Consider the following 25965-nt stretch of genomic DNA (forward strand, 5'->3'; position numbering starts at 1 on the left):
GGTTCGTCGACGTACAGGGGCGGGTCCCGGGCTGCTCGCCCTGCGGGCGAATACCGCAACTCTCGAATACCGACACTTCACCAGTGTGCCCAGAGCACGTCCGAAGCGGTGATCGGCGGTGTCACCGGCTCCTCGAAGGAGTCGCTCACCTTCCTGCTGAGCCGGTGCGACGAAGGCGGCGATCTGCGGACGGTCGCTCGTACCACTTCCTTGGCGACCGCGGTCCGGCGCGATGAGGGACGACGGCCGACTCCCAGAGGATCCAACACCCCTGGCGCGGACGGCACTTCAGCGCCGACTGGGGAGCCGCCGGGGAACTGGAGTTCCTCACCGTGAAGCCGGACCTGGTGGCTGAGCTCGTCGTCCACACTGTCATCGCCGTCGGCCGCTATCGCCACCCGGTCCATTTCGTACGACTGCGCGACGACCTCACCCCGCCCGAGACGCCGCCCTTCACCACCTGACCGCCCTCGCGAGAGGGGTCACCGTACGGGCGGACATGCCGAGAACTCCTCGGAGGTCACGGGTTTTCGGTGTGGGTTACGGGTGGGCCCCGTCGCCGGTCTCGGGCACCGGTGTGCCCGGCGGTGTGAAGGCGGCGAGCACCGTGGCCGTGATGTGGCCGGCGGCCCGCTCGGAGGGCAGGCGGCCGGCGCGGATCTCCTCTGCCGCGCTGTGCATGACCGCGTGCAGCACGTTGACCATCCAGGCGACCGGCAGGTCCGTACGGAAGACCCCTTCGGCGCGGCCGCGGGCGACGAGCGCCTCGACCCGGGCGGCGGGACCGGCGTGCAGTTCGAGGATGCGCCCGGCGGACAGTTCCCGTTGTGCGGCGGCGAGCAGCGCCCGCGCCTGGTCCACCAGATGCCAGCCGGCCTCGATGTACCGGGCCAGGGCGAGCCTCGGGTCGCCGGTCATGTCGACCGCGTCCAGGACCTCGTTGCCCCGGTCGAGCGCACGGCTCATCGCTGCGTCGACGACCTCCGCCCGGGAAGCGAAATGGCCGTACAGCGTCACCCGGCCCACGCCCGCGGCCCGCGCGATCTCGCTCAGGCTCGCTTCCGGGTTGCGCCCGAGGCATTCGGCGGCGGCCTGCACGATCGCCTCGATGCTGCGCAGCGCGTCGGCTCGCTTGGTGGCCGTGGAGTTCTTGCTCGCCATGCGCCAACCCTACCTCACTAAGTCGTACAGCACTGTTTGGTTTATACCCCCGGACCGTATAACGTGAACAGCCCTGTACGACTTAGCGATGAGAGGTGCGCGTCATGAGTGACACGGAATCCACCACTACCCGGGCGCCGGATGCACCGCATCCGCTGCGCTGGACAGCCCTCGGCCTGCTGGGGCTGGCCCAGCTGATGCTGATCCTCGACATCACGGTCGTCGCGATCGCCCTGCCGGACATGGGCGCCGAACTGGACCTGGGCCGCGCGGCCTTGACCTGGGTGGTCAGCGGCTACGCCCTTACGTTCGGGAGCCTGATGCTGCTGGGCGGCCGGGCTGCGGACCTGTTCGGGCCCAAGAGCGTTGTCCTGGCCGGGCTCGCCGTGTTCACCGCCGCGTCGCTGGCCGCCGGGCTCGCCACCGGCGCCCCGCTGCTGCTCGCCGCACGCATCGCCCAGGGCGCGGGCGCCGCGCTGCTCTCGCCTGCCGCGCTGTCGGTGGTGGTGCGGCTGTTCGACGGCGACGAGCGCAACCGGGCGCTGGGTATCTGGTCGGCGCTCGGCGGCGGGGGCGCCGCCCTCGGGGTGCTGCTGGGCGGGCTGATCACGGCAGGTCCCGGCTGGGCCTGGGTCTTCTTCGTCAACGTCCCCGTCGGCCTGGCCGTCCTCGTCGCACTCGCCCGGATCCTGCCCCGCCTGCCCCGCGCGGCCACCGGCTCCCTGGACATACCCGGCGCCGCCCTCGTCGCCGCTGCCACCGCCGCCCTCATCTACGCCCTGATCCGCGCCGGCGACCACGGCTGGCTCGACCTCGTCACCGTGGCCCTGGCCGCTGCCGCGGCAGCCGGCTACACGGCCTTCGCCCTCTGGCAGCGCCGGGCGGCGGCGCCGCTGATGGACCTGCGGCTGCTTACCCGGCGCCCGGTGGTGGCAGGCACCTTCGTCATCGCCGTCACGACGGCGCTGATGGTGGGGGCCTTCTTCCTCGGCTCCTTCTACCTGCAGAACCTTCAGGGGCACGGGGCGCTGATGACCGGTGTGCTGTTCCTGCCGGTGGCGCTGCTGACCATGGCTGCCGCTGCCGCCGCGGGCCGTGTGATCGGCCGTCTGGGAGCCCGGCTGCTGGCTGCGCTCTCTCTGGCTGTGGCGGCCGCCGGGTTCCTCGTGCCGGTGCTGTGGTCGGGAACGGCTGCGATGGTCGCCGGCGTGAGCGTGGCCGCGGCGGGGCTGGGCGGCCTGTTCGTGGTCGCCTCCGCCACCGCGCTGGCCAGCGTCGCGCCCCACGAAGCCGGGGTCGCCTCGGGGATCGTGAGCACCTTCCACGAGTTCGGCGCCTCGGCCGGCGCGGCGGCCGTCTCCAGCGCCGCCGCTACGAGCATCGCCGCCCGCACCGGTGCCCAGAGCGCCTCCGGCTTCGACGACGCGTTCCTTGTCGCCACCGGCCTGGCCGCGGTCTCCGCCGTCATCGTCTGGTGGCTGATCCCCGCCAAGCAGCAGTAAGCCCAGGCCGCACGCCGGATCCGAGCCGCAACGAAGCGGGTCTGCCACCCGCCCTCGACATGCTCACGGAAGGCACACGATGGACATCGGAAGAGCCGGCTGCTGACGGCCGGTATCACCACGGCCTGCATCGGCGCGGCCCTGGCCCCAGCCTTGTGGATCGGAGGCTTCCAGCAGGACGGCGGCAAGGGGCGGACCGGCCGGCAGGAAGCGGTCGCCGAACGCGGGCGGTCCGTGATGCCCTTCGACCTGGAAGAGACCACCCACCACTTCACCCCGACCGACACGGGCGGCGTCCAGGACGTCGTCGCCGACCAGCCCGACGACGAGAAGCAGATCGCTCTCATCCGCACCCATCTGAAGCAGGAGGCCAAGGCATTCGCCCAGGGCGACTTCGGCGACCCCGCCCAGATCCACGGCGACAGCATGCCGGAGCCGGCAGCACTGGAGAAGGGCGGCCTGTGTACGGCGTGGCTTGGGCTTCTCGTCCTCGGTCGCGGGCTCGATGCCGAGGACCTGGTCCAGCATCCGCTGCTGCACAGTGGTGAGCTCGTCCCAGCCGTGGCGAGGTGTCTTGACCCACCGCCCGGGGTCCTCGCCCTGGCGCTCGGCCACGTCCGCCATGCAGGAGTCGTGCTGTCCTGGACAGACAAACGGGGTCCTGTCCAAGGGTGACCGGATTGGGCGACTGGCTGTTGGGTGGGTATGCGATGGCGCTGGATGGTGGCATGGTCGCTTTGTGCCGTGGCCACCTGTGGGTTGATGTTCGTGTGGGCCCTGGGGGGTTCTGACCAAGTCTCTGCCGCAGCTTCGGTGCTCGGGACTGTGGTCGGTCTGCTCGGGGTCCTGGCAGTCTGGGCGTGGCGGGGCAAACCACACCACCAGAGTTCCGGCACGGGGCAGATCGCGGAGACGGCACAAACACTGGCCCGCGTCGTTCGGCGCCAGTGGGAGGACGAGGCCATCCTGCGGCAGCTCTTCGAACCTGCACCCCTGCCAGTCATCTGGACACCTTGCCGACGCACGGAGCTCTCGGCCCACGGCACGCCGGCGAATACAGCAATCCGGTGCCACGCGCATGACCCCGACGAGCTGATTGAGACGTTCCAGAGGGCCGCACGTCAGCGCATTGTCGTACTGGGGCCCGGTGGTTCGGGAAAGACGACCTTTGCGGTGCTGCTTCTTCTCGCCCTACTACGGACGCGCGACTCCGATGACCCGGTACCAGTGCTGTGTCCTCTGTCCTCCTTCGACCCATCACGCGAAAACGCTCGGGACTGGCTGCAACGCCGCGTTGCGGAGGACTACCCCGCACTGAGCGATGTCCAGCGATACGGCACCAGCTCCATCGTGGAGCTGCTCACCGAGCACCGTCTGGTCCCCGTGCTCGACGGGCTCGATGAAGTACCGGCAGCACGCCAGGCAACGGTCCTGGCAGCCCTCAACGACACCCTGCCGACGAACGCACCGCTCGTACTGACCTGCCGCACCGACGACTATGCGCGCGCCGTACGGGAAAGTTCGCCCCTGGCGAATGCAACTGTCCTGGAGCCCACACCGCTCCGTATCGGTGAGGCAATTGCTGCGCTGCGCCTGGCCGTTTCCACTCAGCGTCGCCCTGCATGGGACGTCGTGGCCGACCATCTCACCCAGAACCCCGACTCACCCGCCGGCCAGGTCCTGACCAGCCCTCTGATGGCGACGATGGCCCGATCCGTGTACGCAGGAGGAGACCGGGATCCTACCGAGCTGACGGATCTTCGTCGTTTTCCCACTCGCCCGGCCATCGAGCACCACTTGCTGGACGCGCTCATTCCAACTCTCTACGTGCGCTCCCGGCGACAGGCTCCTACCGGAGGCTGGGACCCCGAGAAAGCGCGGCACTACCTGACGTTCATCGCGCATGGACTGCGCGATCGGGGCACCTTCGACTTTGCCTGGTGGGAGCTTCACACATGGAGCTCTGCGCTGACCAAACCCTGGCGGCGAGCCGTTACTTGGCTGGGGATCACCCTTGTCGGAAACCTCGTCACGAATCCGTTCCTGGTGCTCTTCTTCGGGGCACCGTTGGAGATCGTGCCGATGTGCATGGCGCAAGCGGCCGCGGTCGTGCCCATATTTCTCCTCAGCAGCCGGGTATCGGTCTTCGCGGGGAGAGCGGGGTATCGGACTGGTTTCTCTGCCCTTGTGGCCCTCAGCGGTGGCTTGGCCGCCACCCCGGCCACCGTGCCGTTCCTCCCTGGCACGAACGTCGTGCACCAATTCTTCGGAGCCACTGTCTTCGTCAGTGTGTGCCTGTGGCTGGCCCTTCTCGCCGCGGGACTGCCCGCCCCGCCGCACCTGCCGATCCGAGGCCGCCCTGGAATGTCTCAGTGGCGACGGCGCTTGCCACGCGCATTGGGCATCGTGGCATGTGTCGCTGTCTCATCCGCTGTGTTCTTCGCGAGCTACGCGGCATACGTGCAGCACGACGGAGAGCCTCGAGTCATGGCTAGTCTGCGCGACGGGCTGGTGATCGGTTCTCTGCTGGGCGTGGGACTCGTCTTCTTCCGCTGGGTCAGGTCCGCTTCCGCAGCCGACGATCAAGACACCGCCGCGGAGACACTTCGCACCGATCGTCTGGTTGCACTGCTCGGCGGAGGCGCCTGTGCCGTCCTTTTCGTCCTGCCTGACGCTGGTGTCAGGACGAGTATCTGGTTCGCCAACACAGTCACGGACCTCGCGATCGTGACCGCTTTCCGGCTCCTCGACATCGGGGCCGTCGGGTTCGTCCTCGCATTGGCCACCTGCGCCTGGCCGTACTACGTCATCGCTCGGATCCAGTTCGCTGCCTGCGGGCAACTGCCCTGGCGTCTTCAGGCGTTCCTTGCGGACGCCCATCGCCTCGGCATCCTGCGCAGCGTGAACTCGACGTACCAGTTCCGCCATGCCCGACTGCAAGACCGCCTTGCCGAAAGCACTCGTTTGCCGGAGCCACGTACTCCTGCCGATCAATCGGGCACACATTCCGACTCAACGACGTCGTCGTGAGCCATCGCGGCGTGCCAACCTGCCTGCCTGCAAGAAGAGACACCGGAGCGAAACGCAGACGCGGGACATCACATGCGACAGTCGGTGTCGGCTCCGGTCAATGTCGCGCTGGGGGACATCGGAAACGAGAACCTACAGCCCCGCGGCAGACCGTGGTCTTCGCCCCCTCTGCGATGGCGTACGGTAGGGATCACCAACGCGGGGTGGAGCAGTTCGGTAGCTCGCTGGGCTCATAATCCAGAGGTCGCAGGTTCAAATCCTGTCCCCGCTACTGCTGAAGAGGGTCCGGATCCACACGATCCGGGCCTTCTCGCATTCCTGGGGCGGTCCCCACTTCTGACTCCTGCCTGGCGGTATGCCCGGCCACTTGGCATCCCTTCGCGCAGCTCGGGCACCGGCCGCCGGGCTTGGGTGAAGGGCTTGTCGATCGGCTCAGGCGGGGAGCGGCAGGCCGGCGGCGTGGAACAGCCGGTCACGGGAGGCCGCGGCCTCGTCGAAGACGGTGTCCGCGGCCTTCAGCACACCGTTCTCCTTGAGGACGTCACCGGCCACCACGACCATGTCGACGTTGCCGGCGTGGCCGCCCGCGACGATCGTGGCGGCGACGTTCGTGGCGGGCAGCAGGTTGGCGTGGTCGAGGCGGATCATGATCAGGTCGGCCTCCTTGCCGGCGGTGAGGCTGCCGGTGCGGTTGTCGATCCCCGCGGCTCGCGCGCCCTCGATGGTCGCGAAGGACAGCAGGTCGGCGGCGTCGAAGGTCGGCAGGTCGGCGATCCGGTCCATGGGTCCGGCCGCACCGGCGAGGATCAGTTGCTGGTAGGCGAGCGTTGCCCGCATGACACCGAACATGTCACCGCTCACGATCGTCTCGGTGTCCACGCTGAGGCTCGGGCGGACACCGGCGGCCAGCAGTCGGTTGGTGGCCGGCTGGCCGAGGCCCGGCATGAAGACCTCCAGGGCGCCGGCCACGGACGCGGTGGCCCCGTGCGCGGCCAGCATCCTCAGCTCCTCGTCGGTCGACGTGCAGCAGTGGATGAACGTCATGTCGGAGGCCAGCAGTCCGGTCTCGGCGAGCTGCCGGATGGCCTGCTGATCCGCCCCCCACTCACCGAGGCCCACGTGCATGCTGATCCGCAGGCCCAGCTCCCGGGCGAGTCGGATGTCCTGCGCGGACACGTCGGGGGTGGACAGCTCCGGTCCGCGGAGCATCGCGTTCAGCGTGACCCGCGCCGAGTCGTCGGACAGCACCTCGTTGCGGATGCGCCGGATGTCGGCGGGATGTGTGCGGTTGCTGCCGAACTGCCACTGCTCGGCCTCCGTCGACGGCCAGCCGTGGTCGAAGACGGCGCGGATGCCCGACTCCCAGTGCGCCGCGATCGCCGCGTCCGAATGCTCGGGGCTGTTGCTGATGTGGGACTCGTCCCGCACGGTCGTCACCCCGGAGTCGAGGGACATCAGGTCCGCCGCCAGGTTGCCGACGTGGACATCCCGAGGTTCGAAGTGCTGGCCGAGGCCGATCTGCACGTTGCTGCGGTACTCCTCATAGGTCCAGGCGGGGCCCAGATTGCGCAGCGCCCCCTGCCAGTTGTGGCGGTGGGTGTCGATGAAGCCGGGCAGCACGGCGTTCCCCGTGCCCTCGACGACCCGGGCCCGGTCGTCGGACAGGTCCCGGCCGACTTCGACGATCCTGCCGTCGGCGACGAGGACGTCTCCCACAAAGTTGCCGAGCTTGTTGTCCTGCGTCATCAGGTACGCGCCCTTGATCAGGATGCGTTCCTTGTTCTGCGGCTGATTGTGGGACATCTGTTGTTCCTTTCGTGCCGTGGGCGGCACTGTGTCGCTTGCCAGTTGAGAAGGGACAGGGGTCAGGTCCGCGCCCGGTCCGGGCACAGACGTGGATCACTTGCCGGTGGTGCCACGTGGGCGCCGGGAGGCGATCCAGACGGCGGCGAAGGTGAGCAACGCGCCGAAAATGGTGAGGACGGAGGGGGACCGGCCGCCGGAGGGGACCAGGAAGTCCAGGGCGATCGAACTGGCGAGCTGTCCCGCGATCGAGGCCATGCTCAGCAGCAGGACACCGATCCGGCGCACGAGGAATGCCGAGGCGCCGATGAAGACCATGCCGCACAGGCCGCCGAGGTAGACCCACCAGCTGGTGGGCAGCGGGTGCCCCGACGTTCCCTGGACGAGTGTCTTCACGCCCCAGGCGGCGGTGAGAAACACCGCTCCGACGCAGAAGTTGAGCCAGGTCGCGGCGAGCGGCGAGCCTGACGCGGCGGTCGACGCCCCGTTCAGGGCCTGCTGCACGCCGAGCAGGAAGCCGGCGGCGATCGCGGCGAGGGCGGGCAGGACGATGGTGGCGGGCGCCGGGGTATCGGCGAAGCGGGGCAGCGCGGACACGACTGCGGCCACCAGGATGACGGCCGTTCCCGTGAGCCGGGCGGCGCCCGGGCGTTGCCTCAAGCCGCCGCCGATGCCCCGGTCGTCCACGATCAGACCGCCGAGGGTCTGACCGGCGATGGCTGACACGGTGAACACGGCGATGCCGGTGATCAGCGCGGCGGTGGACTGGGCCAGCGCGAACGTGCCACCCAGCACACCGGCCAGCAGGTACCGGCGGGGGAGCCGGCCGTCCCGGGCGGCGCCGGCCATTCGACGTAGCGCGCCACGCAGCCCGGGTGAGAAGAGGGCGAGGAGGGACAGCAGGACGAATCCGCCCGAGAAGCTGATCGCCGCTGCGGCGATGCCGTCATCGAGGCTCTGGCTCAGTTCGCCGTTGAGCCGGGCCTGTACCGGTACCACCATTCCGGCGGCGATGGCCGCCGCGACGGCCAGGAATCCGCCGCGGGACGCGGACGGGCGGATGTGCCCCGGGGACTGCGGACCGGGCCCGGCAGGACGGCGGCCTGACGCAGGCGGTGCGGCGGGAATGGTCATGTCGAAATCCCTTCAGGAGGCAGGAAGGCAGGAAGGGGTGTGGCCGGACAGGGCCTTGTTGTCCCAGCCACTGGTGTCCTGGCCGCTGGTGTCCGGTCGGGCCCCACCTGCCGCGAAGCCCGGGGTGGCGCGGTTCTCCCTCAGAAGTCCGTACGCGCGATGTCGTCGAGGACCGACGGCCCCTGCGGCGACCAGCCGAGTACGCGCCGGGCGGTGTCGCCCGAGGCCTGCTGGTCGAGCAGGAGGGCCTCGCCGAGCAGGCCGAGCCGGTCGAGTGTCTGCACGACGGGCTCGGGCTCGACGCGTCCGGCCAGACCGACGGAACGGCTCACCGCTTCGGTGATCTCCCGTACGGTCGGGTTCACGTCGCCGACGCCGAGGAAGTACGAACCGGCCGGGGCCTTCTCCAGCGCGAGTACGTACAGCTCGGCCAGGTCGTCCACGTGCACGGTGCTCCAGTGCTGGTCACCGGGCCCGACCATGGTGAGGGCCGGGGCGTTCCCCGCAGTTCGCGGACCCGCGGCGACGAGGTTCAGCAGGCCGCCGCCGTGCCCGTACACCACCGCCGGTGCGATGACCGACGTTCTGACGACCTGCGCGTCGCGTACTTGCTGGGCGAGCGGCACCTGCCAGGCGGTCAGGCGCGGGGCGTTCATGGCGGTCGACTCGGTGATCGCGGAACCGCTGCCGTGCAGCCAGACGCCGGTGGTGTGCACGAAGGGCCGGTCCGTGTCCCGCAGCGCGCGCAGGAAGCTGGTGACGGCCACCTTCGCGACGGTCGCACTGGTCTCGTCACCCGGTGACGCCACGTGGACCACGCCGTCGCTCGCGGCCGCAAGCTCCCGGAGGACGTCACCGTCGGACAGGTCGGCAATCGCCGGCTCCGCGCCCCTGGCCCGCACCAGTTCGGCCTTCTCGGCGGAGCGGACCACGGCGGTCACCTGGTGGCCGCCGGAAATGAGCCGGTCGAGCACCGAGGCTCCGATGTAGCCGGTGCCGCCGGTGAGCAGTATGCGCATGGTCATCCTCTTTCACTGCCGTCTGACGTTGTCCTGGACGGGCGGTAGTCCGCACGACAACGGTCACTCCGACTGGCTATCGTGTCCAACGAATGTTTCCGAACATCCAATCGGGCACGTCGATAAATGAGGGACCGGTGGATCAATGGATCAGAGGAGACTGGAGTACTTCCTCACGGTCGCCGAGGAACTGAACTTCACACGGGCGGCCCGGCAACTGCACGTAACACAGTCCACGCTCTCGGCCGGCATCAAGGCCCTGGAGCAGGACCTGAAGGCCGAACTGCTCATCCGCTCCACGCGGTCGGTCAGACTGACAGAGGCCGGTTCGGCGTTCCTGCCCGAGGCGCGTACCGCGATCGAGGCACTCGACCGGGCCAGGGCCGCGGTGGAGCCGCTCTCCACGGGGTTGCGCGGCAGTCTCACCGTGGGCGTTCTCAGCGGACTGACCGTTATCGACGTGCCCGCACTGGCGGGCGACTTCCACCGGCGCCATCCGGAGGTCCGGTTGCGGACCGAGACCTCCCAGCGGGGGACCTCCGGGCTGGTCGAAAAAATCAAGGAAGGTTACGTCGACGTGGCCTTCGTGGGAGCAGATATCAAGGACGCACACCTCAGAGTGAGGGCCGTCAAGAAGTACCACGTCCAGTTGCTGGTTCCTGCCGGTCACCCACTGGCTCTCCGGAAGAGCGTGCGGCTCAGAGACGTTGCCGGGGAACCCTTCGTCGACATGCCACCAGGGTTCGGGCAACGCCAGATCGTGGACGACGCGTTCACGAGGGCGGAGCTGTCCCGGCGTGTCCTGATCGAGGTGTCGGACATCACCACGATCGCGGAGTACGTGGCGCACGGTCTGGGCGTGGCGCTGCTGCCCCCGGACTTCGCGGAGACGGCCGGGGACGCGGTGTGTCCCGTCCCCCTCGCGGACGCACCTCTGTCCTGGACGCTCGGCGTGGTTGCCTCGGCGACGCGCCCGCCGACGCGGGCGCTGCACGCCTTCCTCGACCTCATCCCGCACCACATCCGGCGCGACCGCGTGTTCTAGGCGGACGTACGCGATCACGTACGAATCACCCAAATCACTGGCCTTGGTGCCAACGGAACAGCCAGTGACGCCAAGTACTTGATCTTGGCCGTGCAGCAGGTCGGACGCGCGATCGTGGGGTGGCTCTACGTTTGGCCCGGCTCGCCCGCGTCACGAGGGCGAGCGCCGAGGGCGACCAGGCGCCGCTCGACCTGGCCGTGGCAGCGCTCACCGTTGGACATTGCCCGATCGCGCGATCCCGAGTGCGGCTTCCTCGCCGGCCGCTTCCGGCACGCATGCTCCGCGTCCCCAAATACCGCGTGAGCCTCGTGGACCCCGGCCGCGAGCACCTGCGCGTGCGGCGAGCCGAGGACCCCGCCGTCCCCGTCCGGCATTCGTTTGAGGAGATCAAGGCCCCGGCTTCACCGGCTGCCTCAACCTCCTGCACAAGTACCTCAACAGGGCTGCTCAGACGCCGACCGAAGGCACATCTCGCCACGCAGGGTCGCCCGGATGCTGCTGACTCGGCCCGACATCCTCAAGGCCGAACGCCACGAACTCCTGACCAGACTCACCGCAGCCTGCATCGGGATGGCCCAACTCGCGGCAGCCGTCCGGGAGTCAGCTCCTTTCCTCTCGCCTCACGTGGGTGACGCCGACGCTCTCACGCGCTGGGCAGCCCGGGTCCGCGACGCCGATACGCCTCACCTGCATGCCTTTGTCCGGGGCTTGGAGCGAGAGCCGTGGACGCAGCACTCACGCTGCCATACAGCAACGGTCCCACCGAGGGTGTCAACACCAAGACCAAGCGCATCGCACGCCAGATGCACGGACGAGCAGGCTTCTTCGCTCTGCTCCGCCACCGGGTCCTCGGGCAGTGGACACCTTTAGCGACCATCGACAGTGAGACCGGCCCGTTCACTGGACAGACCCCGTCCGCGACTGCCTGCAGCAGTTCCGCACCGCCCCGGCTGCGACCGAGCGCCTCGGCCGACCGTCCGTCAGAGCACCGCCTGGCTGACCCGCCATACCGACCGACTCACCCAGGACGACTGGCTCGGCGGACTGCGGCGAATACTGGCCTGGTCCTGCTGTTGTCACCGAGCGGCCTCCCAGGCGGTCCACAACCCGGCGTACACACCACCGGCATCAACCAGCTCTCCGTGGGTGCCGGTCTCGATGATCCGGCCGTGCTGCATCACCATGATCCGGTCGCAGGTTGCTGCTTGGGAGAGACGGTGCGCGACCACGACTGCGGTGCGTCCGGCGAGGACAGCATCAGCAGCGTGGTCGAGCTGTGCGGCGTAGGAGGAGCCGGCTTCGGCGGTCGCTTCGTCAAGGATCACCAGATCAGCGTCGGTGAGCAGCAGGCGGGCGAGGGCGAGTTGCTGCGCCTGTGCGTCGGTGAGCGGGTGTCCGCCGACACCCAGCAGGGTGTCCAGCCGGTCGGGGAGAGCATCGAGGATCGATGCGGCGCCGGTGGCTTCCAGCGCTGTATGGAGGTCGCGGTCGGTGGCCCTGGGCGCGGCGAGGGTGAGGTTGTCGCGCAGGGTGCCCGCGAAGACGTGGACCTCCTGGGTGATCATCGCGGTACGGCTGGGGCGAGTCACCCTCCCGGCCTCAGGCAGGTGGGTGCCGGCGACCACGCCGGCGAGCGTGGTCTTGCCTGCCCCGGACACGCCGACGACGGCCACGCGCTGACCGGGCGGGATGTCGAGGGTGATGTCGTCGAGCACTCGTGGCCCCTGGCTGTAGCGGAAGGAGACCTCGTCGAGCCGTACGGCGGTGCTCGCGGCCTGCGCCGGGACATCCGACGAGCTGATCGGAATCGTGACGACCCCGATCATGCGGCTCAGCGATGCGAGGGCGGACTGGAGGGTGTCAATGACCAGCAGCAGCTGGTTGACCGGTCCGAGCAGGCGTAGCACGAGCAGCATGGCGGTGGTGGCGCCGCCGACGGTCGATGCGTTGTGGTCGATGAGGACGAAGCCGACGACGAGTACGGCGGCCAGGCTCAGGCACTCCCCGAGGTTGAGCCGGGCATTGAGCATGCTCAGCACGGTGCGTGCGCGTAGCGACTGCCCCGCGACGCGCCAGGAGTCCGTCATCACAGCCCGGTGTCGTTGCTCGGCGAGCCCGAAGCCGAGCACGGTGGCGTAGCCGCGCTGGGACTCGAGGATCTGCTGGGCACGCGCGCTCATCGCCGCGCGCTCGGCGCGGTAGACCCCTGGTCCGATGCGCAGATACCACCGCACGGCCAGCACGTAGACCGGCAGCACGACGGCGAAGGCGGCCGCGTAGGGCCATTCCAGTGCCGCGAGCCCGCCCAGCGACACGACGATGGTGAACGCGGTGACGGTGAGCGCGGGGATTACCGCGGGTGCTGCATCGGCGACGGCGGTGACGTCGTCGCTGGACCGGGATATCAGGTCCCCGGTACCGGCGCGCTCGACGAGGTACTGCGGGAGCGTCATCGCGCGGCCCACGAGCTGCTCGCGCAGCGCTGCGAGGATGGCGTGGTAGACGCGGGTGGCGAACACGATCGTCAGCGCGGTACCCGCGGCACCGAGGACTGCCGACAGCGCCATGACGGCCGTGACCGTCAGCACCGTGGCGAGGTCCGCGGTGTCGGCCTGCACACGGTCGACGAGGAACCCGATCGCCACGGGAACGATCAGGTCGACGCCGGTGCTGACGATCCCCAGCACCCCGGTCGCGGCGAGCCGGAGCCGGTATCGGTGGCTGAGCCGCCACACCTCCTTGACCGTCTCGCGGCCGCTCGCGACCGGCAGCCCGGGCAGCTCGGCATCGGAAGCCGCGGTCCCGGGCACGGCGGAGGTGCCGTTCACCGCGCCGTCCTTGAGAGCACGGGTACGTCGTCAGGCAGTTCGACGACGCGGTCGCAGGCAGCGAGGAGCGCCGGGGTCGAGGCGATCAGCAGCGTCGAGCGGCCTGCCCGGACGCCGCGCAGCCGGCCTGCGATCGTGTGCTCGGTGACCGAGTCGACCGCGGTGGTCGGGTCGTGCAGCACGAGCACCGGCGCGTCGCTCGCCAGGGCGCGGGCGAGCGCGACCCGCTGGCGCTGGCCGCCCGAGAGCCGGTTGCCGCCCTCGCCGACCGGGGCGTCGAGGTCGGCCGCGAAGTCGTCGCAGGCGGCGGCCCGCACGGCGGCGTCCACCCGCTCGGGCGCGCCCGCGGTCACGGCGACGTTGTCGCGGAGGGTGCCGCTGAACAGCGTTGCGCGGTGCGGCGCGACGGTGACCCGGGAGCGGTACTCGACCGGGGACAGCTTCCGCGCCGCGATCCCGTCGAGCCGCGCCTCGACCCCTCCCTCGGCCCGCGGGTCCAGCAGCGCCTCGACGACGCGGGCGGCGGTCCGGTCGTCGGCGCGCACGCCCACGAGCTCGCCGGGCTCGACCCGGATCGTCACGCCGGGTCCGGAGCTGCTCGGCACGACCACGTCCAGCTCCGGCAACGCGGTGACCTCCCGCCGGGGCGCGTCATCGGGCCCGGCCGTCGACATGGCGTTGTCCCGCAGCACGTCGAGGACACGCACGGACGAGGCGCGGGCGCCGGCGAGGTTGGGGATGGACGTGCTCGCGATCGCCTGGATCTGCGGCAGCAGCGCCTGGGCGAGGCCGACGGCGGTGATCAGGCCGCCGATGCTGAGCTGTCCGTCCACGGCGAACCAGCCCGCCAGCCCCAGTACCGCGGCGACGAACGTGCCGCTGACCCCGCCCGAGCCCACGAGGAACTTTCCCAGCAGGCCCGCGTTGCGCCTGGCGCCGACAAGGGTCTCCTGGCTTGCCCGGCGGTACCGGCTGGTCGCCTCGGCCTCGGCACGCATCCCCCTGATCACCCGGTAGCCGGCGACCAGGTCCGTGGCCTGTCCGACCGTGGAGGCCAGCAGCTCCTGGTATGCGCCGGTGTCCCGGGAGAGCCGCTCGCTGAGCACGCCCATCGACCAGACCGCGACCGGCGCCCCGAACAGCACCACGAGTCCGAGCAGCCAGTGCGTCGCCAGCAGCGACACCGCGATGAATCCGATGGCTGTGATCCTCGAGACCGGGATGATCGTCAGGATCACCGCGTTGGACAGGCGCGCGACGTCGCTGGTCATCACCGAGACCACGTTGCCGCCCGGCGCACGGGCGGTGCCGCCGACCGGGTGCAGCACGCCCGTGGAGAGGGTGCCGCGGAGCCGGTGCTGTAGTACCTGCACCGCGTGGGCGGTCAGTCGCAGCGAGAGCCTCGCCGCCGACGTCAGCGCGACGTAGAGGGCCACCAGCACGCCGAGCCACAGGACCAGCTGTCCCTCGTCCCCGGTCGCAAGGGCCCGGTCGATCGCGAGTCCCATCACCACCGGGACCGCGGACTCGCCCACCTGCCACACGATCGCCAGCAGCATGGCGGGAACGCTGATCCGCCTCACCGAGAAGATCACGCGCAGCAGGAACCGGCCCGGGGTGGTCCCCGACCCGGACTCGAACGGCCGCCCGCCGAGCGGCTCGGCGGGAGCGAGCAGAAGCACCGGCAGCCGACGGGTCAGCGGTCCCCGCCCCAGTCCTGTGGGGTCGGCGCCCGAGGAACGCGAGGACTTCCTCATGCCTGGCTCCGATCGGTGCTCCTGAGCGGGAAGCACCAGAGCAGGGCATCGGCGAAGATTCCGCGCCACCATGCGTAGTCGTGTCCGCCGGCGAACTCTTTGTAGAGGGTGTCGTAGCCCTTTCCGGTGAGTACGTGGTCCAACCAGCGACTGTGGGTGTTCGAGCTCTCCAGCTCGCCGACGTCGTGGAAGATGCGGAGCGGTGCCGTTTCCGCGGCCAGGAAGTCGGCGATCAGTGTCGGTATGGGGGTGCGGCGCAGCAGCTCGCCCGACCCGGTGCCCCATGTGAGGTCAGGGTGGTATCCGCACGACGGTGACTGGAGGATGGCGTTGCCGAACGTCGTCGGGTGGTGGAGCGCTGTCCAGCCGGCGCACAGACCGCCGAAGCTCTCGCCGGCCAGCGCGACGTCACGGGGGTCCCGCGAGAGCGGATACCGGTGGTGGAGCCACGGCAGCAGTTCCTGGACCAGCATCCGGGAGAACGTCGGGTTGCAGAGCAGCTCCTTGTCGCGCTGCGGTGCGGGCTGGCCGACGAGGACCACCGCGCAGGGCCGGACCAGTCCCGCCCGGACCAGTGCGTCACGAACGCTGGGCGCGCTGTGGTCCGGCGTGCCGTCCAGGTGGATCACGAAGGGCAGTGCGCTGTCTTCCGAGAACTCTCCCGGCGGCATCGAGACCCAGATGCGGCGTTCGTCTCCCAGGAGCTCGCTCGCCAGCACGGCAGCTTCCACCGCCGGGGTCGGTCGCGCTTCGGCCCTGTCGAGCCAGGGCAACGGCACCGCGTCGGGCAGTGCTGCCACCGAGGCCCCGGAGAACCGCTCCACCGAGCACTCCGAGAACCTCGGTGGCGGGTTGAACGGGTCCGGAACCCGTTCGCCCTCACCCGTCGGCCCGCGTCGTGTGAACACGTACGAGAAGCGCAGGTCGGAACGCATCCGCAAGGTGAGAACGCGGAACGGCGTCCCCGCCACCGGGGCGAACTCCGTGTCGATCGGGTTGAAGGCGATTCTGGGTCCGATCACCACCGAGACGGTGACCGTCGTGTCGTCTCCGGGCTCGTCGACGAACGTCACCTCCACCTCGTCCGCGGAGACCCGCTCGACAAGCGGTGCACCCGTCTCCCCGAGGTGTCGTCTGAACCTTTCCGGGCTCCACTCACCGGTCGCCAGCTTCTCGACCAACGGATCAGCCATTTCTCGCACTTTCTACGCCGGTGTTGTCAGTGGACCTCTGTCGGGTTCGTTCGCGGCCGAGCGGCACCACCTGGGGGCTGCCGGCCACCGGATCGGGCACCACCAGGCAGCGCAGACCGAACACCTCCTCGACCAGCTCGGCCGTGACGACCTGGTCCGGAGTGCCCTCGGCGACCACGGCGCCGTCCTTCATGGCGATCAGGTGGGTGCCGTAACGGGCAGCCTGGTTCAGGTCGTGCAGTACGGCGACCAGGGTGTGGCCGACGTCGTGCAGGTCGGTGAACAGCTCCATCAGCTCGATCTGGTGGGTGATGTCGAGGAAGGTGGTCGGTTCGTCGAGCAGCATGATGTCGGTGTGCTGCGCGAGTGCCATCGCCACCCACACGCGCTGGCGCTGCCCGCCCGACAGCTCGTCCACCGGGCGCCCGGACAGGTCGGCGACCGAGGTCTGGTGCATCGCCCTGAGCACGGCCTGCTCGTCGTCCTCGGTCCACTGCCGGATGAACCCCTGGTGGGGGTACCGTCCCCGGGCCACGAGGTCGGCGACGGTGATCCCGTCCGGGGCGATCGAGGCCTGCGGCAGCAGCCCGACCCGCCGCGCCACCTCTTTGGTCTTGTAGGAGTTGATGTCGGCACCGTCGAGGACGACCTGCCCGGCCGACGGCTTCCGCAGTCGGGACAGGCTGCGCAGCAGGGTGGACTTGCCGCACGCGTTCGGGCCGACGATGACCGTGAACGACTCGTCGGGGATCGCCACCGAGAGGTGCTCGGAGATGATCCGCCTGTCGTAGCCGATCGTCGCCGACTCCACACGCAGGCGCGCGATGCCGGGCGGGGTTGCGCTCACAGGCGTCTCCTGGCTTCGGTGAACAGCAGGTATCCGAGGTAGCCGCCGCCGAGCACGACGGTGATGATGCCGACCGGCAGCGGGGTGGGGGCGACGTGCTGGGCGATGTAGTCCGACGCCAGACACAACAGCGCGCCGACGAAGGCAGCGGGGGTGAGGGTGATCCCGGCGGTGCGGGCGAGTCGGCGTCCGATCTGCGGGGCGACCAGTGAGATGAACGCGATCGGCCCCGACGCGGCCGTGACCGTCGCCGTCAGCGCCACTCCCACCAGCATCAGGCCGAGGCGTGCGGGCGAGACCCGTACCCCTTGCGAGGCGGCCGCGTCGTCACCCAGCTCCATCTGCCGCATCGGCCGGCTCAACATCCCGGCCAGCAGCAGGAGTACGGCGATGCAGGCGCCGCCGATGACGACCCGGTCCCAGGACACGCCGTTGAGCGACCCGGCAATCCACGCCGCCGCGGACATCGCCTGGTCCAGGTCGGCCTTGAGGATCAGCCAGGTGTTGAGCGACTCGAGCATCGCCGAGACGCCGATGCCGACGATGATCAGCCGGAACCCCTGCACCCCTCGTCGGTGGGCGAGCACGTACACGGCCACAGCGGTGGCCATGCCGCCCAGCAACGCTCCGCCGACCAACTGCACGTAAGTGCCGTTGACGACCAGGATCACGATCAGTGCGCCGGTATAGGAGCCTTGGGAGAACCCGACGAGGCCGGGGTCGGCGAGAGGGTTGCGCAGCAGTGACTGGAAGACAGCCCCGCTCACACCGAGGGCTGCGCCGAACACCACCGCCGCGGCGACCCGGGGCAGCCGCCACTCGACCACGATGTCGTGGACGATGCCGGTCTCCCGGCCGGTCAGTGCGGAGAGCACCTGGCCGGGGCTCAGCGCGTACGAGCCGGTCATCAGCGCGAGGACTGCCGTACCGGCGACCGCGACCGCGAGCGCCGCGCAGACGACGACCGAGCGCCACTGGAGCAGTATCGCGATGCGCCGGTGCCGCAGTACCAGCACCCGCCTTCCGAAGTCCACCGGCGGAATGCGCGTGTTCATAGTCCGCTCGATTTCTTTCGCCGCACCAGCATGACGAGAACGGGGGCGCCGACGAAGGCGGTGACGATGCCCACGGGGATCTCGCCGGGTCTCATCACGATGCGGCCGAGGATGTCGGAGGCCAGCAGCAGGCTCGGGGCGAGGAGGATGCTGTAGGCGAAGATCCAGCGTTGGTGCGGGCCGACGATCCAGCGGGCCACGTGCGGCACCATGAGTCCGACGAATCCGATGGGTCCGGCGATCGTGGTGGCACCACCGGCAAGGAGGGTGAGTGCGATCACCGCAAGCACACGGGTGCGTACCAACCGGACCCCTTGGGCGACCGCCAGCTCGTCACCCAGAGCCAGAGCGTTGAGTGGGCCCGACACCGCGAAGGCCAGGACGAGTGCCACCGCGAAGAACGGCAGGACCGGCCACACGACCTCGAGCGGGCGACCCGCGATCGACCCGGCGTTCCAGTTCCGCATGGCGTCGAAGGCGTCCGGGTCGGTCAACTGGAGCGCCTCCCTGGCGCCGCCGAGCACGGCGCCGACGCATATCCCGGCGAGCACCATGACCACCGGCGAGGAGCCCTGTCGTGTCGAACCGAGGGCGAGCACCAGGAGCGTGACGATCAGTGCCCCCGCGAACGCGAACCACATGTAGCCCTGGACGTCGCGGACGCCGAGCAGGCCCACGGCGACCGTCACCGCGAAGGACGCGCCGGCATGGACGCCGAGGACACCCGGATCGGCCAGGGGATTTCGGGTGAGCGCCTGGATCAACGCGCCCGACAGACCGAGGGCGACGCCGACGACCAGACCCACGATCGCGCGGGGCAGCCGGAAGTCGCGGATCGAGAACTGGTCGATGTCGGCCGAGGAGTGGAACAGCGCGTCCCACACCACTGACGGCGCGATCGCCGTCGACCCGATCATGATGCTCAGCACCAGCAGGACCACCAGCACTGCCAGCGCGACGAGCAGGCCGAGCAGACGACGACGCGGTCCGGGCACCGTCTCGGTGCCCGGACCGTCCTGTCGCAGGGCGAGGGCTGTCACTGCTTGCCGGGGAGCGTTGCCAGTGCGCTGTCGAGCGAGTCCAGGTACTGGTTGACGGGCCCGTAGGAGTTGTTGCCGGGGCAGAAGACTCCCAGCGCTCGATCGGAGCGCACAGCGGGCAGGGACTTCCAGGTGTTGGTCTTGACCACCGGCGCGAAGGGCTCTGTCGGCTTGCCGTCGGCGTCGACAGGGTAGGTGATCACGTCGTACTCGGACAGCTCGCTGATCTGCTCGAACGGCAGGGATTCGTAGGCCAAGGGGTCTTTGCCCTCGGCCGTCTTGGGGAGGTCCAGGCCGATGTCGTCCCGGGCGATCTCGGAGCAGCCGATGTCGGCGATGTAGAACGTTCCGGGATCGTTCCAGGTTCCGCGGGAGACGTCGACGAACGAGGTGCCGTTGATGGTCTTGCTGTAGGTCTTCTGGATCTTGGTGACTTTTTCCTTGAACTCCGCCTTCTGCTGGCTGAGCGCGTCCGCGACGTTGCCGGCCTCGGCGATGGCGTCGGCGAAGGCTTTCCACTCGGTGTCGAGCCCCCAGTTCACGGTCGGGGCGATTGTCTCGAGTCGCTTGCCGACCTTGTCCCAGTCGTCCGAGGAGAACTGGACCAGGATGAGGTCCGGCTTGAGGGCGGCGAGCTTCTCGAGGTCCACTTCGCCACCGCTGCTGCCGATGATCTCGGCTGCCTCGTACGCAGCCCTCTGTTCCTTCGGCAGCACGTCGAGTTCGGAGTCGGACGCCTCGGTGACGCCCACCGGCTCGCCACCGAGATCGATGAAGGGGAGGTTCGTGTTGCCGATCGTGACAATTCGCCGGGGGTCGACGGGAACCTTGATGGTGCCGTTCTCGGCCTTGACGCTGCGGGTCTCGGCGGCCTTGTCGCCGGTGTCGTCGCCGTCACTGCCGCAGGCGGTGAGGACGAGTGACGCGCTCATCAGTGCGGCGGCAAGGGGTGCGCCGCGTCTTATCAGGAGGGTGTTGCTCATGGGCGTTCTCTTCTTTTCTCTTCTTCTCCGGGTGGAGGGGTTCAGTCGGCGGTGGAGCGGAGGAGCTCATGGACGGTGGCGCCCAGACCGACGGGCCGCGCCGCCCTGCGCGTGAGGCCGGCCCGGGCGATGACGGCGTCCAGCTCCGCCGCGGTGCGAAGGCCGGAGCCGTGGCAGGCCAGGCCGATCAGGTCTTCCTCGCCGTCGTGCTCGTCGAGTTCGTCGGTGTCGAAGACCTCCTCGATCAGCAGCACCCGTCCGCCGGGGACGAGGTTCTCGGCTGCCCGGCGCAGTGCGTGAGCAGCGTCGGCGTCGGGCAGGGTCTTGAAGGCGCGGCTGATGAGCACGGCGTCGGCTGCCGGGCTGGGCTCGAAGACGGACTGCTCCAGCACGCCGACCCGCGTGCGTTGCCGCTCGTCGGGAATCGTGGCGGGCAGGTCGCGGCGCAGCCAGTCGGCCTGGGCGGGCAGGGCGCAGATCGTCACGCGCAGGCTTTCGTGGGCTGCGACGTACTCACGGGCGTGGGCGCCGGCACCACCGGAGTGGATCACCAGGTGCTGGACTCCGGCGAGCAGGTCGGACGTGGCGATCGGTTCGGCCAGTGCGGGCTGGAACTTCGCCAGGCGCTCCAGGTGACGGTCCTCGTAGTCCTGCTCGGCGCGCACGTCGGCGAAGGTCTGGCCGGTGACCGAGGCGTAGGCGGGCCGGCCGGTGCGGACCGACTCCGTGAGGCCGTGGATCCCGAGCATCTCGCGACCGATCACCCCGGCGGAGTGGAGCCGGTCGGCGATGAACTCGAGAGTGAGGACGTCGCCGATCGGCGTCAGGGCGTAGTGAGACGGTTCTGTCTCGGTCACCACGTCCAGGGTGTTCAGATACCGCAGCAGCTTGCCCAGAGCGCGCTCGTCGGCGCCGACCTTGGCGGCCAGCTCGGTCACGCCGGTCACGCCGCGGGAGACCAGATCGGGAACGCCCAGCTCGACGGCGGTGCGGATCGCGATCGGTGCGACAAGCTCGGTCAGGTCATGCAGCTTCTGGAACGGGGTGACCGTCCTCTCCGGGTCGGGTACCGCCCCGTCGGACTTCAGCGCGACGACCGCGGAGCGACGCCAGTAGCCGGCGAAGTCGATGTCCTCCTTGGGGACGCCGCGGTCCTCGACCAGGTGCCGGCGGATGTCCCGGACGGCCGTGTGCTCGCCGGCCAGCCACACGAATGCCTGGCCGGACCACCACTCCGCACTGCGGACCGCCTTGGTGAGCAGCGACACGGTCCCGGCCGTCCCGCCGGAGCGGACCAGCCACGTCACGTCGACCCCGGGCAGCTCGCGCAACTCCTGGCGGTGGGCGTCCTCGGCGATCTCGATGAACACCTGCGCCCGGGTGTCGGGCGGGAGCTCGTCGAGCAGGCGGCCGATCGCGGGGAGTGCGGTGTCGTCGCCTGCCACGAGCAACCAGTCGGCGCCGGTCGGGAACGCCTTGGACGTGCTCGGACCGCTGACGTGGATCCGGTCACCCGGTCGGGTGCGATAGGCCCACGTCGTTCCCGCGCCCACCCCGTGCTTGACGAAGTCCACGTCCAGTTCGCCGGCCTCGGGGTTCCACCGGCGGACCGTGTAGGCCCTCGACAGCGGTCGAGGATCCTTGGGCACGATCAACTTGGCCTCGCCCTGGACCGGGAGCACCGGATCGCGCTGACCCGGGTACGGGAAGTAGAACGCGAGGTCGTCGTCGAAGCCCGGGGACTCGAAGGCCGGCCGCGCGAATCCGTCCGCAGTGGTGAACGCACGCAACTGTTCGCCGTTCAGCGTGACCCGCCGCATCCCCGAGGTGATGTCGACGGTCCGGACGACCTCGACCTCACGCAGGGTCGGCGGGCGCACGGTGAGTCGGCGCGAGGTCTTGGGCATGCGGGAACCGACCTTCCGGTCGCTGCGAGGGCAGGAGTCGCGCACCGGCATCGGGAGGGCGCGCACTGCTAAAGTTAGGTGAACCTTACCTGGCATGGTGTGCGCAGACTGCCGTAGGGTTAGGACATGCTGGTTCGCTCCTCGTACACCGCAGGCGCCGGCGACCCGCCGCCGATCCCGAGCGCGCGGTTGGGATCGGCGGATGCGCCCGTTCGGACGCTGCTGCTCTGGGTTCGCACCGGCGCGGCGCACGTGCGCCGCGACGACGGGCCGGTGCTCCGCCTCGGGGCCGGCGAAGGCGCCTGGATCCCCGCGGACGGCTGGGCAGAGCGGGAGATCATCACTGAGCCGGGCACCGTCGCCTTCCCGCTGTGGCCCCACGCCGACGTCGGCGCCTGGGGACTGACGGAACTGACGCGGTTCGACGTTCCCAGCGGCTGGCAGGACTGGTTGATCCAGCTCTTCAACCTGCAGGTCACTCCGTTCAGCGGCCACGGGTACTCCCCGGAGGCGATCGCGGAGCTCCTACGGCGTCCTGGCTCACGCTCGCCGACGCCCGTCGAGGTCGGGCGAAATCCGAGCTCAGAGGGGTTCGCCTCGCCACCGATGCCGCGAGCCCCCGGCGCCAGAACAGTCGCCGAAGAACTGACTCGCGACCCCGCGCTCGACCTCACGGTCGAGCAATGGGCTTCGCGGGTGCTCTCCAGCCCGCGCACCCTTCGCCGTGACTTCCTCGCCGACACCGGGCTCACGTTCGAGCAGTGGCGGCTGCTCTGCCGACTCGGCGCTGCCGTGGAGTTCCTCGCCGCCGGCTACCACGTGGACCAGGTGGCCGCTCGAGTGGGCTTCGCCAGCCGCAACGGCCTCACGCGGGCCTTCAAGGGGCGGTTCGGACTGACCCCCCACGAGTTCGGACGGGAGCTCTCCGCCCGACCCGGCGCCCGCGGGCTGACGCAACGGACAGCGGCAGCACGGGAGACCGACGACCTGATCCGGATGATGCGCAAGACGGACACTCCCGCTGCGCCCGAGATGCTGCCCGCGGCCAGCACGCCGTCGCACACCAACGACATCCACGTCCTCAGCTGGATGTATCGAGGCAGCGGGTACCTGGACATCGGCGACCAACGCTACGAGCGGGAGCGAGGAGTAGCGACCTGGATCCCCGCAGAGATGGAGCATGTCACCGGCCTCCGCGAGAACTCCGTCTCCCTGCCGCTGGGCAACGCGAGTACAGGCGACCTCCAACTGACAGCGCCGCTGCAGGTGCGGTTCTCGCCTGCGTGGGACGACTACTTGATGTTCTGCTCGATCAGCGCCCGGTCCGGACTGCGCCCTGACGACCACGACCCCCGCCACATCCTCGACCTGTTCGCGGAACAGGTTGCCGCGCAGCGAGCGCTGTCGGTGCCGATGCCCACCAATCCGCGCGCGCGTGCTGTCGCGATGGAGTGCTTGCGTCGCATCGGCGAGTCTGGTGGGACGCATGCTGTTGATGTCGGTGCTGAGATCCACCGTGCCTTCCGTGACGAGACAGGTATGACACTGGGTCGCTGGCGCTATGCCGCCCGCATGCGCATCGCTCGCGACCTGCTGGCCGGGGGCGCCCCGCCCAGCGCCGTCGCGCGCCGGATCGGGTACGCCCACCTACCCACGTTCAGCGCCGCCTTCTCCCGCTTCCACGGACTGTCTCCACGCGACTACCAGCAGCGCGAGTCCGAGCGGAACCGGTAGCACCGTCGGTGTCCTGTAAAGCGGCCCTGTTCGTCGCTCAACAGGCCTCCAGTCTCTGCCGGGAGATCAGAATCGGAACGGCGCTGCACCGGCGGCACCGTGGGTGACCGGACAGCCGCCGCGCGAGCCCTTCAGCCCTGCCAGCAACTCCGCATCCACCACCATCCCGGCCATGCCCTGATCGGCACGGGCAACCATGGAGTCCACGCTGATCCGGTTCACATCCACCAGCTCCCGCGCACCGGTCTCAGCGATCCGCCTCCATCAGCGCCGGAAGCACCCCCACCTCATGGAGCTGGTCCCACAGCCCTCCAGATAGCGGCCGCGCTGCCTGGCCGGGCACACCGACCCGACCAACTCCCACTCGCCATCGACCAGATCACCACGCGCCAACCGGTCTGCTACCAGGCCACCCATTGGCGCAGCCCCATCACGCAAACCGAGATCAGAACTCAGAACCCGCTTGCTGCTGCTCTGCCAGCGGCAGAACAGCGGCCGGACCGGGCTCGACGATCACTACAGTCCAGTCTCATGACGACGATTACGACGCGTACGGTCGAGTACCCGGCCGACGGGCTGACGATGATCGGGCACCTCGCGCTCCCGGCCGGTGTCGACCGCCGGCCCGCCGTGCTGCTTGGACCCGAGGGCACGGGGCTCAGCGACGTCGAGCGCCGCCGGGCCGATGCTCTCGCCGAGCTGGGATACATAGCGCTGGCCTTCGACCTTCACGGCGGGCGCTATTTGAGCGACCCCGAGGAGATGCTGGCTCGTTGCATGCCACTGCTCGCTGATCCCCACCGGATGCGGGGGATCGGCCATGCAGCGCTGGATGTGCTGCGCACCGAACCGCGGACCGACCCCGACCGGATCGCCGCCGTCGGCTACGGCACCGGGGGCGCCATCGGGCTGGAACTCGGGCGGGACGGCGTCAACCTGCGCGCGATCGGCACAGTCAACGCACTGACCACGGGCCGACCGGGCGAGGCCGCGCGCATTCGCTGCCCGGTGTGGGCCGGGGTCGGGTCGGAAGACCCGATCATGCCGCCCGCGCAACGGAACGCGTTCACCGCTGAGATGCAGGCGGCGGGCGTCGACTGGCGCCTCACGGTCTACGGCGGCGCCTTGCACGCCTTCCACCACCCGCCGGTCGACCACCCCACGGTCCCCGGCGTCGGCTACCACCCGCAGCACGCGCAGCGAGCCTGGCGCGACGTCGTCGACCTGCTCGCCGAGTGTCTGCCCGTGACGGAGGATCTGGGCGCATGACCCAGCCGAACATGCCGGCCCCAGGCTTGGTCGGCGTCATGCACTGACCCGGCCGAGCGCGAGGCGGTCCTGAACGACGCGATGGACGGCATCGTCGCGTCCATCACGATGCCGCTCCCGTCGGACCTGCGACGCCTCAAGCAACGTGGGACGGATTCGGCAGATCGGGGCAGGGATACGGTGGGCTGGACGGCGGGCCGGGTGAGTCTGCGGGTCATGAGCGTGATCGAGGCAAGGGTGAGCAGCGCCTCGGAGTGCTCAGGCCGGGTCTCGTAGTCGCGCACGTTTCGCCGTGCATGCGACAACCAAGCCAGTGGCCTCTCCACACCCCCGGCAAGACGATCATCCGCGTCACCGAAGACTGAACGGGAAAGCCCTGGCGTCCGACGTGAACCAGCGAGCCCAGGACTCCCTCTGAGGTGAGACAGCTCCGAATGCGTCGAGCTTCCGCATCGCATGACGGCCGTGGCCGAGTACCCACGGCGCGACCTGGTGAGTACCGCTGCGGGGGACGCCTCTGCATCCCGCACCCCGCCCACTGAGTTCCGTGTAGCCGTCGTCGGCCGGGCGGATCGACTGCTACCCCCGAGGTAGCGTCACCTGTGGTTTTGTTCACGAGTTCCGGTTTTGGCTCAACTTCCGAGTTTCGTGGGGCTGT

20 protein-coding genes, 1 tRNA gene and 1 pseudogene are annotated in these 25965 nt (G+C 69.6%); 9 read left to right on the plus strand and 13 right to left on the minus strand.

From position 1 onward, the window contains the following. Positions 1 to 332 precede the first annotated feature (332 nt). A complete protein-coding gene (locus tag JEQ17_RS50600; protein WP_267924827.1) occupies positions 333 to 464 on the plus strand; it encodes a hypothetical protein in 132 nt (43 codons plus the stop codon). 76 nt (positions 465 to 540) lie between these two features. Here the strand turns inward: JEQ17_RS50600 and JEQ17_RS47360 are convergent, their stop codons facing one another. Further along, on the minus strand, positions 541 to 1161 hold the full coding sequence (locus JEQ17_RS47360; protein ID WP_200401121.1) for a TetR/AcrR family transcriptional regulator: 621 nt from the start codon (positions 1159 to 1161) through the stop codon (positions 541 to 543). A 104-nt stretch (positions 1162 to 1265) separates the two neighbouring features. Here JEQ17_RS47360 and JEQ17_RS47365 point away from each other — a divergent pair, with 104 nt between their 5' ends. The 4 genes from JEQ17_RS47365 to JEQ17_RS47380 all read left to right on the plus strand — a co-directional run bounded on the left by JEQ17_RS47365 (position 1266) and on the right by JEQ17_RS47380 (position 5964). After that, a complete protein-coding gene (locus tag JEQ17_RS47365) occupies positions 1266 to 2663 on the plus strand; it encodes an MFS transporter (RefSeq protein ID WP_200401122.1) in 1398 nt (465 codons plus the stop codon). Positions 2664 to 2816: 153 nt separating this feature from the next. After that, complete coding sequence (locus tag JEQ17_RS47370) at positions 2817 to 3338, plus strand: hypothetical protein (RefSeq protein ID WP_200401123.1); 522 nt, start codon at positions 2817 to 2819, stop codon at positions 3336 to 3338. Between the two features lie 150 nt (positions 3339 to 3488). Next, positions 3489 to 5693, plus strand: coding sequence for an NACHT domain-containing protein (locus JEQ17_RS47375; RefSeq protein ID WP_200401124.1), 2205 nt, complete (start codon positions 3489 to 3491; stop codon positions 5691 to 5693). Between the two features lie 197 nt (positions 5694 to 5890). Next, positions 5891 to 5964: transfer RNA gene (locus tag JEQ17_RS47380), tRNA-Met, on the plus strand. Positions 5965 to 6125: 161 nt separating this feature from the next. Here JEQ17_RS47380 and JEQ17_RS47385 read toward each other — a convergent pair. The 3 genes from JEQ17_RS47385 to JEQ17_RS47395 all read right to left on the minus strand — a co-directional run bounded on the left by JEQ17_RS47385 (position 6126) and on the right by JEQ17_RS47395 (position 9655). After that, positions 6126 to 7496 carry an amidohydrolase family protein gene (locus JEQ17_RS47385; RefSeq protein ID WP_200401125.1) on the minus strand — a complete coding sequence of 457 codons (1371 nt, stop codon included), beginning with the start codon at positions 7494 to 7496 and terminating at the stop codon, positions 6126 to 6128. A gap of 96 nt (positions 7497 to 7592) precedes the next feature. Then, positions 7593 to 8630 carry a DMT family transporter gene (locus JEQ17_RS47390; protein ID WP_234048655.1) on the minus strand — a complete coding sequence of 346 codons (1038 nt, stop codon included), beginning with the start codon at positions 8628 to 8630 and terminating at the stop codon, positions 7593 to 7595. A 140-nt stretch (positions 8631 to 8770) separates the two neighbouring features. Next, positions 8771 to 9655, minus strand: coding sequence for an NAD-dependent epimerase/dehydratase family protein (locus JEQ17_RS47395; protein WP_200401126.1), 885 nt, complete (start codon positions 9653 to 9655; stop codon positions 8771 to 8773). A gap of 139 nt (positions 9656 to 9794) precedes the next feature. Here JEQ17_RS47395 and JEQ17_RS47400 point away from each other — a divergent pair, with 139 nt between their 5' ends. Together JEQ17_RS47400 and JEQ17_RS50980 are read left to right on the plus strand one after the other, a co-directional pair. Further along, positions 9795 to 10694 (plus strand): LysR family transcriptional regulator, encoded by a 900-nt coding sequence (locus tag JEQ17_RS47400; protein ID WP_200401127.1) that lies wholly within the window; start codon positions 9795 to 9797, stop codon positions 10692 to 10694. A 245-nt stretch (positions 10695 to 10939) separates the two neighbouring features. Beyond that, positions 10940 to 11545, plus strand: a pseudogene (locus JEQ17_RS50980) (transposase); the annotation flags it as partial. Between the two features lie 225 nt (positions 11546 to 11770). Here JEQ17_RS50980 and JEQ17_RS47410 read toward each other — a convergent pair. Genes JEQ17_RS47410 through JEQ17_RS47445 form a run of 8 tightly spaced genes read right to left on the minus strand, consistent with a single transcriptional unit; the run spans position 11771 to position 22304 of the window. Continuing rightward, positions 11771 to 13522 carry an ABC transporter ATP-binding protein gene (locus JEQ17_RS47410; protein ID WP_234048656.1) on the minus strand — a complete coding sequence of 584 codons (1752 nt, stop codon included), beginning with the start codon at positions 13520 to 13522 and terminating at the stop codon, positions 11771 to 11773. Next, the gene (locus JEQ17_RS47415; RefSeq protein WP_200401128.1) at positions 13519 to 15279 is read right to left on the minus strand and encodes an ABC transporter transmembrane domain-containing protein; all 1761 of its coding nucleotides are present in this window, start codon (positions 15277 to 15279) and stop codon (positions 13519 to 13521) included. The genes JEQ17_RS47410 and JEQ17_RS47415 overlap by 4 nt, the downstream gene beginning before the upstream one ends. Continuing rightward, on the minus strand, positions 15276 to 16472 hold the full coding sequence (locus JEQ17_RS47420; protein ID WP_200401129.1) for an alpha/beta hydrolase: 1197 nt from the start codon (positions 16470 to 16472) through the stop codon (positions 15276 to 15278). The genes JEQ17_RS47415 and JEQ17_RS47420 overlap by 4 nt, the downstream gene beginning before the upstream one ends. Then, the gene (locus tag JEQ17_RS47425; RefSeq protein ID WP_200402096.1) at positions 16465 to 17298 is read right to left on the minus strand and encodes an ABC transporter ATP-binding protein; all 834 of its coding nucleotides are present in this window, start codon (positions 17296 to 17298) and stop codon (positions 16465 to 16467) included. Before JEQ17_RS47425 ends, JEQ17_RS47420 begins: the two co-directional genes overlap by 8 nt. A 17-nt stretch (positions 17299 to 17315) precedes the next feature. After that, on the minus strand, positions 17316 to 18374 hold the full coding sequence (locus tag JEQ17_RS47430) for a FecCD family ABC transporter permease (protein ID WP_234048657.1): 1059 nt from the start codon (positions 18372 to 18374) through the stop codon (positions 17316 to 17318). After that, a complete protein-coding gene (locus JEQ17_RS47435; protein WP_200401130.1) occupies positions 18371 to 19414 on the minus strand; it encodes a FecCD family ABC transporter permease in 1044 nt (347 codons plus the stop codon). Before JEQ17_RS47435 ends, JEQ17_RS47430 begins: the two co-directional genes overlap by 4 nt. Beyond that, a complete protein-coding gene (locus tag JEQ17_RS47440) occupies positions 19411 to 20397 on the minus strand; it encodes an ABC transporter substrate-binding protein (RefSeq protein WP_234048658.1) in 987 nt (328 codons plus the stop codon). Before JEQ17_RS47440 ends, JEQ17_RS47435 begins: the two co-directional genes overlap by 4 nt. 41 nt (positions 20398 to 20438) lie before the next feature. After that, positions 20439 to 22304: a siderophore-interacting protein gene (locus tag JEQ17_RS47445; RefSeq protein WP_200401131.1), complete on the minus strand. Its 1866-nt coding sequence runs from the start codon at positions 22302 to 22304 to the stop codon at positions 20439 to 20441. A gap of 126 nt (positions 22305 to 22430) precedes the next feature. Between JEQ17_RS47445 and JEQ17_RS47450 the strand changes: the two genes are divergently transcribed. After that, a complete protein-coding gene (locus tag JEQ17_RS47450; protein ID WP_200401132.1) occupies positions 22431 to 24038 on the plus strand; it encodes a helix-turn-helix domain-containing protein in 1608 nt (535 codons plus the stop codon). Positions 24039 to 24104: 66 nt separating this feature from the next. Here JEQ17_RS47450 and JEQ17_RS47455 read toward each other — a convergent pair whose 3' ends face one another. Then, entirely contained in the window at positions 24105 to 24260 is a 156-nt protein-coding gene (locus JEQ17_RS47455) for a hypothetical protein (protein WP_200401133.1), read from the minus strand. 309 nt (positions 24261 to 24569) lie between these two features. Here JEQ17_RS47455 and JEQ17_RS47460 point away from each other — a divergent pair, with 309 nt between their 5' ends. Further along, the gene (locus tag JEQ17_RS47460; protein WP_200401134.1) at positions 24570 to 25307 is read left to right on the plus strand and encodes a dienelactone hydrolase family protein; all 738 of its coding nucleotides are present in this window, start codon (positions 24570 to 24572) and stop codon (positions 25305 to 25307) included. Positions 25308 to 25965: the final 658 nt, after the last annotated feature.

The sequence above is a fragment of the Streptomyces liliifuscus genome, assembly GCF_016598615.1.
GTDB classification, from domain to species: domain Bacteria; phylum Actinomycetota; class Actinomycetes; order Streptomycetales; family Streptomycetaceae; genus Streptomyces; species Streptomyces liliifuscus.